This is a genomic window from Rhizobacter sp., from assembly GCF_032229685.1.
In the GTDB taxonomy this organism is placed as follows: domain Bacteria; phylum Pseudomonadota; class Gammaproteobacteria; order Burkholderiales; family Burkholderiaceae_C; genus LMDS01.
Genome location: NZ_JAVTWP010000032.1, coordinates 192,895 through 207,514 on the forward strand (window position 1 = coordinate 192,895; position 14,620 = coordinate 207,514).

Below are 14,620 nucleotides of genomic sequence, written 5' to 3' on the forward strand. Positions count from 1 at the left end.
CCCGTCTTCAGTAATGCGAATCATTGCTGATACGATCTGCCGCGTTCGCGCGCCGCCGCGCCGCCTTTTCGGAGACAAGCCCCCATGAAGAAGATCGCACTCACCCTGACCGCGGCCGCTGCGCTGCTCGGCGCCGCCGCGGCCCAGGCGCAGGTCGTGAATCTCTACACCGCCCGCCACTACCAGACCGATGAAGCGCTGTACGCGAACTTCACGAAGGAAACCGGCATCAAGGTGAACCGCATCGAAGGCAAGGAAGACGAACTGCTGGAGCGCATCAAGAACGAAGGCGCCAGCAGCCCGGCCGATGTGTTCATCACCGTCGATGCGTCGCGCCTCGAGCTGGCCGACAAGGCCGGCGTGTTTCAGCCCGCGCAGTCGAAGGCGCTCGAAGCGCGGGTGCCCGCGAACCTGCGCACGCCGACCTGGTTGGCGTTCTCGACCCGCGCGCGTGTGATCGTCTACAACACCAAGGCCGTGAACTCCGAGTGGGTGCAGAGCTACGAAGATCTGGCCAACCCGCGCCTGAAGAACCAGATCTGCGTGCGCTCGGGTTCGCACCCCTACAACCTGTCGCTCGGCGCGGCGCTGCTCACGCACGACGGCGAAGCGAAGACCGAAGCCTGGGCCAAGGGCCTGGTCGCCAACTTCGCGCGTGCGCCCAAGGGCGGCGACACCGACCAGCTGCGTGCCGTGGCCGCCGGCGAGTGCGGCGTGGCGATCGCCAACAGCTACTACGTGGCGCGCATGATGCGTTCGACCAAGCCCGAAGACGTGAAGGACATGGCGGCGCTCACCGTCGTCTGGCCGAACCAGAAGAGCTGGGGCACGCACGTCAACGTGTCGGGCGCCGGCGTGGTCAAGACCGCCCCGAACAAGGCCAACGCGGTGAAGTTCCTCGAGTACCTGGCGAGCGATGCGGCGCAGGTCTACTTCGCCGACGGCAACAACGAGTGGCCGGTGGTGAAAAGCGCCGCGGTGAAGAACCCGGCGCTCGAAAAGCTCGGGCCCTTCAAGGCCGACGAACTGCCGGTGGAAAAGTGGGCGCCGAACACCGCGGCCGCGCAGAAGATCTTCGATCGCGCTGGCTGGCGTTGAACCAAAGACCGGCTCAAGGCCGGCGCATCTGAAGAGACCGGCTCAGGGCCGGTCTCGTGCAATCTGCCGGCACAGCACGATCATCGGCAGCAAGCCCACCGCCACGATCGCGAGCGACGCGGTCGAGGCTTCGGCCAGGCGCTCGTCTGAAGCGAGCTGGTAAGCCTGCGTGGCCAGCGTGTCGAAGTTGAACGGGCGCATCACCAGCGTGGCCGGCAACTCCTTCATCACGTCGATGAACACGAGCAACCCGGCGGTGAGCAAACCGCGCCGCAGCAGCGGCACGTGCACGCGCCGCAACGTGCGCGCCGGCGACAGGCCCAGGCTGCGCGCAGCGTCGTCCATGTGCGGCGTGACACGGTGCAATGCGGCGTCCACGCTCTGCAGCGCCGACGCCAGAAAACGCACCAGGCACGCGAACACGAGCGCGGCGATGCTGCCGGTGAGCACCAGCCCGCCTTGCCAGCCGAAGTGCGTGTGCAGCCACTGCACGAGCGCGTTGTCGAAGCGCGCCACCGGGATCAACACGCCCACGGCGATCACCGAGCCCGGCAGCGCGTAGCCCATGCCGGCCGTCCAGTGCGCCAGCCGCGAGGCCGGGCCGCGGTCGAGCCGGCGCGCATAGGCCACGAGCACGGCCAGGCCGACCGCGAGCACGGCGGTCAGCGACGACACCACGACGCTGTTGCGCGCCAAGGCGATGAAGCGTGCGCCGAAGTGCGCGTCGCCGTCGGTGATGGCCATGTTCAGCAGCGCGGCGCACGGCAGCACGAAGCCCACGAGCAGTGGCAAGCAGCAGGCGGACACGGCGAGGCCCGCGCGCCAGCCGCTCAGGCGCGGGCCACGCGGTGGCTGACGCCGCAGGCCGGCACCGTGGAATCGGGCCCGGCCACGCGAGGCCTGCTCCAGCGCCAGCACCAGCAGCACGAAACCGAGCAGGCCCATTGACAACTGGGCCGCCGCGGCGCGGTCACCGAGCGAGAACCAGGCGCGGTAGATGCCGGTGGTGAAGGTCTGCACGCCGAAGTAAGAGACCGTGCCGTAGTCGGCCAGCGTTTCCATCAGCGCGAGTGCCACGCCGGCGGCGATGGCCGGCCGTGCCATCGGCAATGAAACACGCAGGAAGCTGCGCCACGGCGTGAGGCCGAGCGAGCGGCCGGCTTCCATCACGCCGCCGCCCCGTTCCAGGAACGCGGTGCGCGCCAGCATGTAGACGTAGGGGTAGAGCACGCTGACGAACATCAACACCGCGCCGCCGGTGCTGCGCACGTCGGGGAAGCGGTAGTCGGCGCGGCCCCAGCCCGTGGCCTCGCGCAGCAGGCTTTGCACCGGGCCCGCGAACTGCAGCAGGTCGGTCCAGGTGTAGGCCATCACGTAGGCCGGCATCGCCAGCGGCAACACCAGCGCCCACTCGAAGCTGCGGCGGCCGGCGAAGTCCAGGTGCGTGACGAGCCACGCCGCGCCCACGCCGAGCAGCGCCACGCCCAGGCCCACACCCAGGCACAACTGCAGGCTGGTGACGATGTATTCCGGCAGCAGCGTGGCCGCGAGGTGGGCCCAGGTCTCGCCGGTGCCGGCGCTGAACAGGTTGCTGCCGACCGAGAAGATGGGCACTGCCACGAGCGCAGCGATCAGCAGCGTGAGGCCCGTCAGCCAGCGGCTCGGGCGCGACGTGCTCGGTGGGGGCGAGGGCAGGGAAGGTGTCATGTCGGCGCGGCGCGCAGTCAGTGTAAGGTGCGCGCCTGATCACACGCCGCCCCGGCGCCGCCCCCGAGAACCCACCGTGACCCCCGTGCCGACGCCGTTCCCCGACGCCCCTGTTCTCGAGCTGAACCACCTCGGCCACCGCTACGGCGAGCGCGCCACCTTCGGCGCCCTGAACCTGACGATCGCCCGCGGCACGGTGTGCTGCCTGCTCGGCCCGTCGGGCTGCGGCAAGACGACGGTGCTGCGTTGCATCGGCGGCTTCGAGCGTGTCAGCGAAGGCGAGGTGCGCATCGATGGCGCGGTGATGGGCAGTGCCTCGATGCACCTGCCGCCAGAACAGCGCCGCATCGGCATGGTGTTCCAGGACTACGCGCTGTTCCCGCACCTGAACGTGCTGCGCAACGTGGGCTTCGGTGTGCCCGACCGGCGCCTGGCGCGCGAGCGTGCAATGCAGTTGCTCGAGACGGTGGGCCTGGCCGCGGCGGCCGAGCGTTACCCGCATGAACTTTCGGGCGGCCAGCAGCAGCGCGTGGCGCTGGCGCGGGCGCTCGCGCCGCAGCCGCGCCTGCTCTTGCTCGACGAGCCGTTTTCCAACCTCGATGTCGACCTGCGCGAGCAACTCGCCACCGAAGTGCGCAGCATCCTGAAGGCCAGCGGCACGACCGCGGTCTTCGTCACGCACGACCAGAACGAAGCCTTCGCCATGGCCGACGAAGTCGCGGTGATGAACGCAGGGCGCATCCAGCAGGTGGCCGGCGCCTACGAGCTCTACCACCGCCCGAACAGCCGCTTCGTGGCCGACTTCATCGGCCAGGGTGTGTTCGTCGAAGCCACCGTGGTCGGCCCGCAGCGCCTGCAGTTCGAGATCGGCGAGGTGGCCACGCAAGAGCCGATCCGTTTTGCCGACAGCCACCGCGCTTGTGCGGTCGGCGAGCGCATCCAGGTGCTGATGCGACCCGACGACGTGTTGCACGATGACGCCAGCCCATTGCGCGCCAGCGTGCAGCACAAGGCCTTTCGGGGCGCCGAGATCCTGTACACGCTTCAGCTCGGCAGCGGCGCGCGGGTGCTGGCGCTGGTGCCTTCGCACCACAACCACGCGCTCGGGGAGCAGATCGGCATCCGGCTCGACATGGACCACGTGATCGCGTTCACGCGCCCGGCCTGAGGCGCGGCCCGAGGGCGTTCAGGGCACCACACGAAGCCCGTCGCTGGCGAAGCTCGTCGGCCCCTTGTAGCGCTGCGCGATCGAGGCCTCGACGGCAGCGCTCGCGTTCTCGACGGTGGGCGACAGGTGAGCGAGCACGAGCCGGCGGGCGTGGCTGCCTTCCGCGATCTCGCCGATCGTTTTTGGCGGCGTGTGCAGCGTGTAGAGCACCGGCGGGGAGCCGGGCGGGTCGAGCACGACGCTGTTGAACACCAGCAGGTCGGTGTCGCGGGCGATGCGCCGCAGCCCCGGCAGGCCGTCGGCGTCGATGTCGCCGCTGAAGGTGATGCTCTTGCCGGCGTGGTCGATGCGGTAGATCACCGCCGGCGCATCGCGGTGGTGGCCGGCGATCGCGCTGATGAGCACGCCGCCTTCGTCGTAGATCGTCTTCGGCTGTGGTTCCGTGGCCGGCACGGCGCCGATGTCGGTCGCCCTGATCGTCATCGGCGCCGAGAAGTCGCGCAGGTAGCCGAACGCACCCTGCCGACCGAACAGCAGATCGACGAGCTTGCTGGTCGACGGAAAACTCGCATCGCCGCCGCTGCCGGCATGCCCCTCGGGGCCGAACACGTTGAAGCTGATCGGCCCTGCGCCGGCCACGGCGCGCGCCTTGAACAAACCCGGCAGCTCGCCCGCATGGTCGACGTGCAGGTGCGTCAGCAAGACCACGTCGACCTTCGCGAGCGACAGCCTGGCTTCACCCAGGCGCGTGAACGAACCCGGGCCGGCGTCGACCAGGATGCGCGGTACGCCGTCGACCAGCACCAGGTGGGCCGAGCCGGCGCGGCCGGTCGCACCCGGGCCGCCGGAGCCGAGCACCACCAGCTCGAGCGCGGGCGCCGCAGCAGGTGATGGCGCCTGGGCCTGCACGCCGAGAGCAACACAAAAACCGACGCAGGCCAGCAGCCGGCGGTGCAGTGAACGAACGGGCGGTGCAGCGTGCATCGGAGAGTCTTTCAAGTGGGCTTTGCACATCGGAGCAGTCTTGCCCTGGGTCGTGTTCACGACGCGGACCTTACGCGCCTCGTTGGCCGCGTGTTTCCTTCGGGTCGTTCGCCAACAGACCGACACGCCACCAGGGACATGCGCTCCCTTGTGGCAAACAACAAACACGCTGTTCCCGTTTCGGGGGGGTCTCGTTGGCACAGGTCGCCCGCTCTGCACACCGCACGTGCCTGCTCGCCCCGCGCTTCCTAAGCTGACGTCTGTCCTCGCTCTCGGGGCATGGGACAGGGACCTGTCCAAACCAACACATCGAAGGAAGCACACATGAAGAAGATCGCAACCCTGGCGGTGCTCGCCGCCATCTCCAGCCTCGCCTCGGCGCAGTCGTCGGTCACCTTGTTCGGCGTGCTCGACGTCAACGCCAAGTACGTGAAGAACGGCGACGACAAGATGAAGTCGCTGGGTGCCAACGGTGCCAACACCAGCCGCCTCGGCTTCCGTGGCGTCGAAGACCTGGGCAGCGGCCTGAAGGCCGGCTTCTGGCTCGAAACCGGCCTGAACCCCGACACCGGCACGCAGTCCGACGGCAGCCGCCTGTGGAACCGACGCGCCACCGTGAGCCTGATGGGCGGCTTCGGTGAAGTGCGCCTGGGCCGCGACTTCACGCCCACCTACACCGGCTATTCCGACTACGACGTGTTCGGCGACAACGGCGTCGGCGCTTCGGGCAAGTTCGACACCTCGCTCGGCACCGCGCGCGACACCGGCACCCGCGCCGACAACCAGATCAGCTACTTCACCCCGAGCAACCTGGGCGGCTTCTACGGCCGCGTGTCGGTCGCTGCGGGCGAAGGCACGGCCGGCAAGAAGTACGTCGGCGGCCGCGGTGGTTTTGCCGCCGGCCCGTTCGACGTGTCGGTCGCCTATGGCGAAACCACGGTGGCACCGCTCGCCGGTGAAGACAAGTTCAAGACCGCCGACATCGGTGGCTCCTACGACTTCGGCGTGATCAAGGCCTCGGGCTTCTACACCCAGTCGAAGTTCGGTGACCTGAAGCAGGCGGTCTACAACGTCGGTGTCAATGTGCCGCTGGGCCAGGGTTCGCTGCGCGCGTCGTACATGCACCTCAACGCGTCGGGCAACACCGCCGGCGGCGTGAACGTCAACGGCAACGACGCCAACCAGATCGCGCTGGGCTACATCTACAACCTGTCGAAGCGCACCGCCCTGTACACCACGGTCTCGCGCGTCGACAACAAGGGCAACACGACCTACGCCGTGGCGTCGACCCCGGTGCTGTTGGCCGGCGAAAAGTCGACCGGCGTCGAAGTGGGCCTGCGCCACAGCTTCTGATCGACGACTCGCACAACGCCCGGCGCGCAGCACGCGCCGGGTGGTCGGCACCAGGGGCCGCACTCGAAAGGGTGCGGCCCTTTCTCTTGGGCGCCTCGGCCCACATTACCGAACCGTCATCCGGCTGCCATCTTCGAGTCAGGCGCGCGTTTCTATCGTCATGGCATCGAAACCGTGACCCCGCACGATGCCGATGGCTCCATTCAGGCCTCGCCCGTGTCGTGCACACCACAGCAGACTGGAGCAACGCATGCGCCGACAAGACATTCAACTTCTCGCACTCGCCCGCCAGGGCGACGCCGCCGCCCGCTGCGAAGTAGGCCGCCGCTACCTGCTGGGCAGCGACGGCTTTCAGCAGCACACCGCCACCGGCATCGACTACCTCACGCACCCCAACCTGAAGGGCACGCCGCAGGCGGCGCGCATCATCGCCGAGAGCCTGGCACTCGAAGAGATCGTGCAGCTGCAGCAGGAAAGCGCGTTGACGCAGGCCGCCGCGGCAGGCAGTGCCGTTGCGCAGGCCAAGCTCGGCGCCTGGCTGTGCCTGCGGGAGGGTCGCACCGAAGAAGGCCAGCGCTGGCTCGACGCTGCAGCCACCGCAGGCTTCGAGCCGGCCATCGCCGCCATGCAGGTTCTGCGTGACGCCAACGCTGAAAATACGCTGCCTGTTCTGTTGCCTGCACTGCTGCGTGCGCTGGCTGCGGCAGGTCGGCTGGATGGCCCGGCCGTGGCGCTGCTCGCCGCTCGCCAGGCGCTGGCGGGTGGCGAACTGCGGGCACTCGGCAACAGCCTGCGCACGGCGCTGGCGCTGACCCCGGCGTTGACCGGCGAGCTCGCAGAGCTCATCGCCGCCGCAGTGCGCCTGGCCGAAGAGCGCGGCGAGCCTTTGCCGGGCATCGACCCCTCGGCCATCGAAGCGGCACTCGACCTGCGCGTGAACCGGGGCGACCGCGAGGCCGCCTACGCATTGGGCCGCGCGCTGTGCGGCCTGCCGTGCGGCGCACTCGCGCCCGCCGACCTGGCCGCCGGCCTCAACATGCGCAAGGGCGTGGCCTTGTTGCTGCGCGCAGCCGATGCCGGTGTCGACGAAGCCTGGCTGCACCTCTACCGCATGCACGGCGACCACAACCTGTCGGTCGCCAACCCGCAGATGGCGCGCTTCTGCCTCGAGAAGGCCGCGCTCGGCGGGCAGACCGAAGCGCAGCGAAAACTCGGCGCGCTGATGCTGCGTGCCGCCGATTCGCTCGACGACTCCGAGCAGGCGATCGAGTGGCTGCACAAGGCCGCCGACGCGAACGACGCGCACGCGCGGCGCCTGCTGAAGTCGCTGGTCTTGCCGCTCGACGGCAGCGACGCCGAAGCTGCTTCCGCGATCGAGCTCGTGGGCCGTGACGATCCGTGGCTCGCGGTGCGCCTGCAGCTGGCTCGCCAGTTCGGCCTGACCAAGCTCGAAGCGCTGTGCGTCGACCCGGCCGAGGGACTGCGGCCCTGGGGTCTCGTGGTCGGCAAGAACCCGTTCATCACGCAGATCCGGCTGTCGGCGGCGCGGGCCATTCCGGCGATGTCGGGCGCGGCGATGGAAGCGGCGCGCCGCGCGGCCTCGTTCTTCGGCCAGGCCAGCCGCGATGCGCTGGCGTTCGAAGGTGACCTGCGCCGCCGCTCGCTGCGCCAGCGCCGCGCTTTCGAGCGCCACGGTCTGGACGAATCGATGTTCTTCGCCAATGCCACCTCGATGACGCTGGAGGCATTGCGCCTCGGCTCGAAGTGGGCGTTCAGGGCGAAAGAGCCGCTGCAGCTGGCGCTGGCGGCTTGAGGCAAAAAGAGGCGGGCCTGTCGCCAGGCCCGCTTGCGCCTCGTGCGCAGGTCTTGCGCAGTGCCGTGGTTACTGCGCCGACGTGGAAGCGCTGTTCGCCTGTACGGCGCGTGCCGTGTCGAGCGCAGCGGGACGGGGCTGATGGGCACGAGCCATCCACGCCGCAGCGGCGCGCGAACGTTGTTGCACCTCGGGGATCAGGCCTTCGCCGGCAGGCACCAGGTCGCCTGCGGCGCGCGCTGCGATCACGTCGGCCTTGACCGAAGCGCGCGCGAGCACCGGAGCGGTCGCCAGGCCGAACGCCGTGGCCGGCTCGGCCGCTTCGCCGGCGGCAAGCAGGCGGCCCGAAGCGCGCGCGGCGAGCACGCCGGCCGCCACGTCGGCACGGGTGAGTGTCGAGCGGTTGACGAGGGCCGGGCCGCGGGTGTCGACACCTTCACCGGCGGGAACGAGCGTGCCGTCGGCACGGGCCGCAAGGGTCTGGGCGTTCACTTCTGCGCGGGTGAGTGCCGGTGCGTCGGCCGCGAAGGCGCCGGATGCGGCAAGGGCGATCGCGCCGAGCGCGGCCCATTGTGTGATCTGGAGATGACGGGTCATGATTTTTCCTTGAGTGTGGGTGTGTTCGACGATACGAAGCCGGCCCGCACACAGCGATGACCGCCACATTGCAAAGTTGTCATGTGTGCGCGTGCTGCGCCGCGGGTCTCGATCGGCGAAAATGCACGACCATGAGCGCGACGTTCACCTGCCCCACCGAGCCCGATCGCGCATGCGCATCCTGATCGTCGAAGACGAACCCAAGACCGCGGCCTACGTGTCCAAGGGCCTGACCGAACACGCCTACGTGGTCGACGTAGCGAGCAACGGCATCGAAGGCCTGCACCTGGCCACCTCGGGCCACTACGATCTGATCCTGCTCGACGTCATGCTGCCTGGCGCCGACGGCTGGACGGTGCTGCAAGGCCTGCGTCGCGAGCGCCAGACGCCGGTGCTGTTCCTGAGCGCGCGCGACGAAGTGGCCGACCGCGTGAAGGGCCTGGAACTCGGCGCCGACGACTACCTCGTCAAGCCCTTCGCGTTCTCTGAACTGCTGGCGCGCATCCGCACGCTGCTGCGCCGCGGCAGCACGCAGACCGAGCAACGCGTGCGCCTGGCCGATCTCGACGTCGACCTGGTGCGCCGGCGTGTCAGCCGCGGCGGCGAGCGCATCGATCTCACGGCCAAGGAGTACGCGCTCCTCGACTACTTCGTGCGCCACATCGGCGAAGTGGTGTCGCGAACGCTGATCGCCGAGCACGTGTGGGACATGAACTTCGACAGCGACACCAACGTCGTCGACGTGGCGGTGCGCCGCCTGCGCGCCAAGATCGACGACCCGTTTTCGGCCAAGCTGATCCACACCATCCGCGGCGTCGGCTACGTGTTCGATTCGCGCGCCGAATGAGGCGGGGCTGCGGGCGCCGATGAAGCTGCAATGCCTCCAGGCGCTCAAGCGTTCGCTGACGGCGCAGATCGGCCTGGCGATCGCACTCACGTCGATCCTGCTCGTGGCCGGCAGCGGCCTGATGATCACGCGGCTGGCCGCGCGCGAACTGCGCGAGGTGGGTGAGCTCGTGATGTTCGGCAACCTGGCCCTGGTGCGTGAAGACCTCGCCGATGCCGGCTTCGACATGGCGCGAGCGCCCGAACGGCTGGTCAAGCGCATTGACCTGCAGCGTGGCGACCTGCACATGGCCTTGCTGACCGAGCAGCGCCAGGTCATCGCAGCGTCGGAGCGCTTCGAGATTCCGCTCGCGGCCCTGCCGGCCAAGGCCTTGTCGGTCGACGAACTGCCGGCCGGCATCGAGCAGGCCGACGTGCGTGCGCTCGGCCAGGCGCTCGGGCCGCTCACCTCGGTCTGGAAAGCCCCCGACGGGCGCAGCTTCCGGGTGCTGCTCGCGCGCATCCCGGTGCCGATGGCGTCGCTGGCCGGGCAGGACGCACGCAACGTGCTGGTGGTGTTCGCCTACGAGCTGACGCAGACGCGCGAGTTCGTGAAGCACGAGTTGAAGATCTTCATCACGACGCTGCTGATCGGCACGCTGATCGCCGGTTTGCTCGGCTTTGTGATGGCGCGGCGCATCCTGGCCGGGCCGAAGAAGCTCGCCGCCGCCGCCAACCGCATCAGTGCACGGCCGATGACCGAGCGGCTCTCGATCGCGCACACGCCGACCGAGCTGGTCGAATCGACCGAAGCCTTCAACCGCATGCTCGACCGCGTGGAGGGCGCGTTCAGGCGCCTCACCGAGTTCTCGTCCGACCTGGCGCACGACCTGCGCACGCCCATCAACAACCTGCTCGGCGAGGCCCAGGTGGCGCTCGCCAAACCGCGCAGCGCGGCCGAGTACCGCGCGGTGCTGGAGTCGGCGGTCGAAGACTACGAACGCATTTCGCGGCTGATCGAGAACATGCTGTTCCTGGCCCGTGCCGACGACCCGCAAGCCGCGACGAAGCGGCTTTGGGTCGACCTGCACCCGGTGCTCGAACGGGGCCGCGGTTACTTCGAGATGCTGGCCGAAGAGCGCGGCGTGACGCTGGCGCTCGACATGCAAGGCGCCGAGCCGGTGTGGCAGCAGGTCTGGGCCGACGAGACGATGCTGATCCGCGCCGTTGGCAACCTGGTGTCGAACGCGCTGCGCTACGCGCCGCGTGGCAGCAGCGTGGTCGTGTCGACGCGCCTGCACGACGGTGGCGGTTGCACGCTCGAGGTGTCGAACGAAGGCGAGCCCATCGCCGAAGAACACCAGCAGCGCATCTTCGAGCGCAGCTTCCGTGTCGACGCGTCACGCGCCGGCTCGGCCACCGGTTCGGGGCTGGGCCTGGCGATCGTCAAGTCGATCATGGACCTTCACGGCGGAACGGCCACCGTCATCAGCGGGCCGGGGCGGCCGACGGCGTTCAGGCTGTGGTTTCCGGGGCCGGTGGCGAACGCGGGTTGAAGTTTCGCAAGGCAGCGCAGTTCAGCCGGCGCTGGCAGGCGTGTCGGCTTCGACGCGCACCGCATCGCCCACGGCGAGGCGGCCACCGCACAGCACCCGTGCCGTGAGGCCACCATGGCCGCGCATCACGTTGTAGCCGCCCGGCCCGAGTGCGCCTTCCATCTTCGAGCACGGGTCGCAAGGCCCGGTCATCACCAGCACGACCTCGGCGCCGATGCAGACCCGCAGCGGCTGGTCGGCAAACGGTGAGCGCAGCGCCAGCAGGTTGATGCCCGAGACGACCAGGTTGCGCCGCAACGTGGCCGCATCGAAGGCCGTCTGGCCCGCCCATGCGCCGATCAGGGGCAGGTGTTCGGCCTGGATCAACGTGACCTGCCGCTTGCCGCCGCCGGGCCGACCGGCGGCGCGCACGGCACTGCGGTCGCCGAGCAGGCCGCGGTCGGCCTCGGCGATGACCGAGTCGACTCGCAGCGCCGCCACGTCTCGTTTCGGGCGCAGGAAGATGGCCTCGATGCGGCCACTGTTCGGGAACTGGCGGGTCAGCGCGCGCAGGTCGTTCATCGAACCCCGGGCGTGGTGCGCGCCAGGCTCAAAACAGGAAGTACTTCTGCGCCATCGGCAATTCGGTGGCCGGCTCGCAGGTCAGCAGCACGCCGTCGGCACGCACTTCGTAGGTCTGCGCATCGACCTCGATGTTCGGCGTGCCGCTGTTGTGAACCATGTCGGCCTTGCTGATCGTGCGAGTGTTCTTCACGGCCTCGGTGCGCCGTTTCAGGCCGAGTTGCTGCGGCACGCCGGCCGCAAGCGACGCCTTCGACATGAAGGTGATGCAGGTGTCGTTCATCGCGCTGCCGAAGCTGCCGAACATCGGCCGGTAGTGCACCGGCTGCGGCGTGGGAATGCTCGCGTTCGGGTCGCCCATCGCGGCGGCGGCGATCATGCCGCCCTTGATGATGAGGCTCGGCTTCACACCGAAGAAGGCCGGCTTCCAGACCACCAGGTCGGCGAGCTTGCCGACCTCGACCGAACCCACGATGTGCGACACGCCCTGCGTGATCGCCGGGTTGATCGTGTACTTGGCGATGTAGCGCTTGACGCGGAAGTTGTCGTGGCGGGCGTTGTCTTCGGGCAGCGTGCCACGCTGCGCTTTCATCTTGTGCGCCGTCTGCCAGGTGCGGATGATGACTTCGCCGACGCGCCCCATCGCCTGGCTGTCGGAGCTCATCATCGAGAACACGCCGATGTCGTGCAGGATGTCTTCGGCAGCGATCGTCTCGCGGCGGATGCGGCTCTCGGCAAAGGCCAGGTCTTCGGCGATGCTGGCGTCGAGGTGGTGGCACACCATCAGCATGTCGAGGTGCTCGTCGATGGTGTTCACCGTGTAGGGCATCGTCGGGTTGGTGCTCGACGGCAGCACGTTCGACAAGCCCGCGCACTTGATGATGTCGGGCGCGTGCCCGCCGCCGGCACCTTCGGTGTGGAAGGTCGCGATGGCACGGCCCTTGAACGCGGCGATGGTGTCTTCCACGAAGCCCGATTCGTTCAGCGTGTCGGTGTGGATCGTGACCTGCACGTCGTGCGCGTCGGCCACCGTGAGGCAGTTGTCGATCGCCGCCGGCGTGGTGCCCCAGTCTTCGTGCAGCTTCAGGCCATAGGCGCCGGCTTCGATCTGCTCTTCGAGCGGGCGCGGCAAGCTGGCGTTGCCCTTGCCCTGAAAGCCCAGGTTCATCGGGAAGCTCTCGGCCGCTTTGAGCATCGAGTGGATGTGCCAGGGCCCCGGCGTGCAGGTGGTGGCGAAGGTGCCGGTGGCCGGGCCGGTGCCGCCGCCCATCATCGTGGTCACGCCGCTCATCAGCGCCTCTTCGATCTGCTGCGGGCAGATGAAGTGAATGTGCGTGTCGATTCCGCCGGCAGTGATGATGTTGCCCTCGCCGGCGATGATCTCGGTGCCCGGGCCGATCACGATGTCGATGCCCGGCTGCACATCGGGGTTGCCGGCCTTGCCGATCGCGCTGATCAGGCCGCCCTTGATGCCGATGTCGGCTTTCACGATGCCCCAGTGGTCGATGATCAGCGCGTTGGTGATCACGGTGTCGGCCACGTCTGCGGCGAGCCGTTGGCTTTGACCCATGCCGTCGCGGATGGTCTTGCCACCGCCGAACTTCACCTCTTCACCGTAGCCGCCGGCGTGCAGAGTGTGGTCGAGTTCAACCTCGACGATCAGGCCGGTGTCGGCCAGGCGAACCCGGTCGCCGGTGGTCGGGCCGAACATTTCCGCATAGGCGCGGCGGTTGATCTTCGCCATCAAAGCGCTCCCTGGACGAGGCCGCGAAAGCCGTAGATCCGGCGGTCACCGGCAAAGTCGACGAGCTCGACGGTGCGTTGCTGCCCCGGCTCGAAACGCACCGCCGTGCCCGAGGCGATGTTCAGGCGCATGCCGCGGGCCGCAGCGCGGTCGAAGCGCAACGCGCCGTTCGTCTCTGCGAAGTGGTAGTGCGAGCCGACCTGGATCGGCCGGTCGCCGCTGTTTTCGATCACCAGCGTCTGGGTGCGACGGCCGGGGTTGATCTCGATGTCGGGGCCGTCGGTCAAAAGTTCGCCAGGGATCATGTTGAACGCTCCAGATCAGGCAATGGGTTGGTGCACGGTCACCAACTTGGTGCCATCGGGGAAGGTCGCTTCCATCTGGATCTCGGGGATCAGCTCGGCCACGCCGTCCATCACGTCGGCGCGTGTGAGCCAGGTCTTGCCTTCGCTCATCAGCGCGGCCACGCTCTTGCCGTCACGCGCGCCTTCCATGATGGCGGCGCTGATCAGTGCCACCGCTTCGGGGTAATTGAGCCTGAGTCCGCGCGCCTTGCGGCGCTCGGCCAGAAGCGCCGCCGTGAAGATCAGCAGCTTGTCTTTTTCGCGCGGGGTCAGTTCCATGGTGCTGGAGGTAGCAGAAGGCGTACCCGATGCTAGCGCGTCGTTCCGACTCCAGAAACCGGCCCCTTGGCATGCGCCTTGCACCAACTCGGTTCATGAGCGCGCTCGCCCCCGTCACTTCAGCCGCCGCCGATGCGGCGCCGCGCGTGGGGCAGGGCGTTCGGCCGGCGCCAGGCACCACGGCAGTGCAGCAAGTGATCAAGGTCCGGCGGGACTACAACAGCTGGGTGGCGCGCGAGACGATGGAAGACTACGCGCTGCGGTTCACGCCGCGCTCGTTCCGCAAGTGGTCGGCCTTGCGCGTCGCCAACACGGCGTTTGGTGCCTCGTCGTTCCTGGTGCTCGAAGCGGTCGGCGGCACACTGCTGGTCGACTACGGCTTCATCAACGCGTTCTGGGCGATCCTGGCCACCGGCCTGATCATCTTCCTGGCCGGCTGGCCCATCAGCGTGTACGCGGCACGCCACGGCGTCGACATGGACCTGCTCACGCGCGGTGCCGGTTTCGGCTACATCGGCTCGACCATCACCTCGCTGATCTACGCCAGCTTCACCTTCATCTTCTTCGCGCTCGAAGCGGCCATCATGGCCT

The 14,620-nt window shown here is 68.5% G+C and carries 13 protein-coding genes and 1 pseudogene; 7 read left to right on the top strand and 7 right to left on the bottom strand.

Features of this window, described 5'->3' with window-relative positions:
• Positions 1-84: 84 nt before the first annotated feature.
• Positions 85-1,098, top strand: coding sequence for a Fe(3+) ABC transporter substrate-binding protein (locus tag AC30PD_RS15395; RefSeq protein ID WP_489536527.1), 1,014 nt, complete (start codon positions 85-87; stop codon positions 1,096-1,098).
• Between the two features lie 42 nt (positions 1,099-1,140).
• Here the strand turns inward: AC30PD_RS15395 and AC30PD_RS15400 are convergent, their stop codons facing one another.
• A complete protein-coding gene (locus tag AC30PD_RS15400; RefSeq protein ID WP_489536528.1) occupies positions 1,141-2,805 on the bottom strand; it encodes an ABC transporter permease in 1,665 nt (554 codons plus the stop codon).
• Between the two features lie 76 nt (positions 2,806-2,881).
• Between AC30PD_RS15400 and AC30PD_RS15405 the strand changes: the two genes are divergently transcribed.
• Entirely contained in the window at positions 2,882-3,973 is a 1,092-nt protein-coding gene (locus AC30PD_RS15405; protein WP_489536529.1) for an ABC transporter ATP-binding protein, read from the top strand.
• Positions 3,974-3,991: 18 nt separating this feature from the next.
• On the opposite strand, the gene AC30PD_RS15410 is transcribed toward AC30PD_RS15405, so the two are convergent.
• Entirely contained in the window at positions 3,992-4,987 is a 996-nt protein-coding gene (locus AC30PD_RS15410) for an MBL fold metallo-hydrolase (protein ID WP_489536530.1), read from the bottom strand.
• A 294-nt stretch (positions 4,988-5,281) separates the two neighbouring features.
• Here AC30PD_RS15410 and AC30PD_RS15415 point away from each other — a divergent pair, with 294 nt between their 5' ends.
• Both AC30PD_RS15415 and AC30PD_RS15420 read left to right on the top strand, forming a co-directional pair.
• Complete coding sequence (locus AC30PD_RS15415) at positions 5,282-6,310, top strand: porin (RefSeq protein WP_489536531.1); 1,029 nt, start codon at positions 5,282-5,284, stop codon at positions 6,308-6,310.
• A gap of 250 nt (positions 6,311-6,560) precedes the next feature.
• Positions 6,561-8,123 (top strand): tetratricopeptide repeat protein, encoded by a 1,563-nt coding sequence (locus AC30PD_RS15420; RefSeq protein WP_489536532.1) that lies wholly within the window; start codon positions 6,561-6,563, stop codon positions 8,121-8,123.
• A 69-nt stretch (positions 8,124-8,192) separates the two neighbouring features.
• Here AC30PD_RS15420 and AC30PD_RS15425 read toward each other — a convergent pair whose 3' ends face one another.
• Positions 8,193-8,720 carry a hypothetical protein gene (locus AC30PD_RS15425; protein ID WP_489536533.1) on the bottom strand — a complete coding sequence of 176 codons (528 nt, stop codon included), beginning with the start codon at positions 8,718-8,720 and terminating at the stop codon, positions 8,193-8,195.
• A gap of 172 nt (positions 8,721-8,892) precedes the next feature.
• Between AC30PD_RS15425 and AC30PD_RS15430 the strand changes: the two genes are divergently transcribed.
• Together AC30PD_RS15430 and AC30PD_RS15435 are read left to right on the top strand one after the other, a co-directional pair.
• Positions 8,893-9,567, top strand: coding sequence for a heavy metal response regulator transcription factor (locus AC30PD_RS15430; protein ID WP_489536534.1), 675 nt, complete (start codon positions 8,893-8,895; stop codon positions 9,565-9,567).
• Positions 9,568-9,586: 19 nt separating this feature from the next.
• The gene (locus AC30PD_RS15435) at positions 9,587-11,101 is read left to right on the top strand and encodes a heavy metal sensor histidine kinase (protein ID WP_489536535.1); all 1,515 of its coding nucleotides are present in this window, start codon (positions 9,587-9,589) and stop codon (positions 11,099-11,101) included.
• Positions 11,102-11,122: 21 nt separating this feature from the next.
• On the opposite strand, the gene AC30PD_RS15440 is transcribed toward AC30PD_RS15435, so the two are convergent.
• The 4 genes from AC30PD_RS15440 to AC30PD_RS15455 are packed head-to-tail and all read right to left on the bottom strand — an operon-like array spanning position 11,123 to position 14,029.
• Positions 11,123-11,662, bottom strand: a complete 540-nt coding sequence (locus tag AC30PD_RS15440; protein WP_489536536.1) for an MOSC domain-containing protein — start codon at positions 11,660-11,662, stop codon at positions 11,123-11,125.
• A 28-nt stretch (positions 11,663-11,690) separates the two neighbouring features.
• Positions 11,691-13,406 (bottom strand): urease subunit alpha, encoded by a 1,716-nt coding sequence (gene ureC / locus AC30PD_RS15445; RefSeq protein WP_489536537.1) that lies wholly within the window; start codon positions 13,404-13,406, stop codon positions 11,691-11,693.
• Positions 13,406-13,711 carry an urease subunit beta gene (locus tag AC30PD_RS15450; protein ID WP_489536538.1) on the bottom strand — a complete coding sequence of 102 codons (306 nt, stop codon included), beginning with the start codon at positions 13,709-13,711 and terminating at the stop codon, positions 13,406-13,408. The genes ureC and AC30PD_RS15450 overlap by 1 nt, the downstream gene beginning before the upstream one ends.
• A gap of 15 nt (positions 13,712-13,726) precedes the next feature.
• Positions 13,727-14,029, bottom strand: coding sequence for an urease subunit gamma (locus AC30PD_RS15455; protein WP_489536539.1), 303 nt, complete (start codon positions 14,027-14,029; stop codon positions 13,727-13,729).
• Positions 14,030-14,124: 95 nt separating this feature from the next.
• On the opposite strand from AC30PD_RS15455, the pseudogene AC30PD_RS15460 reads away from it, so the two are divergent.
• Positions 14,125-14,620: pseudogene (locus tag AC30PD_RS15460) on the top strand (hybrid sensor histidine kinase/response regulator); the annotation flags it as partial.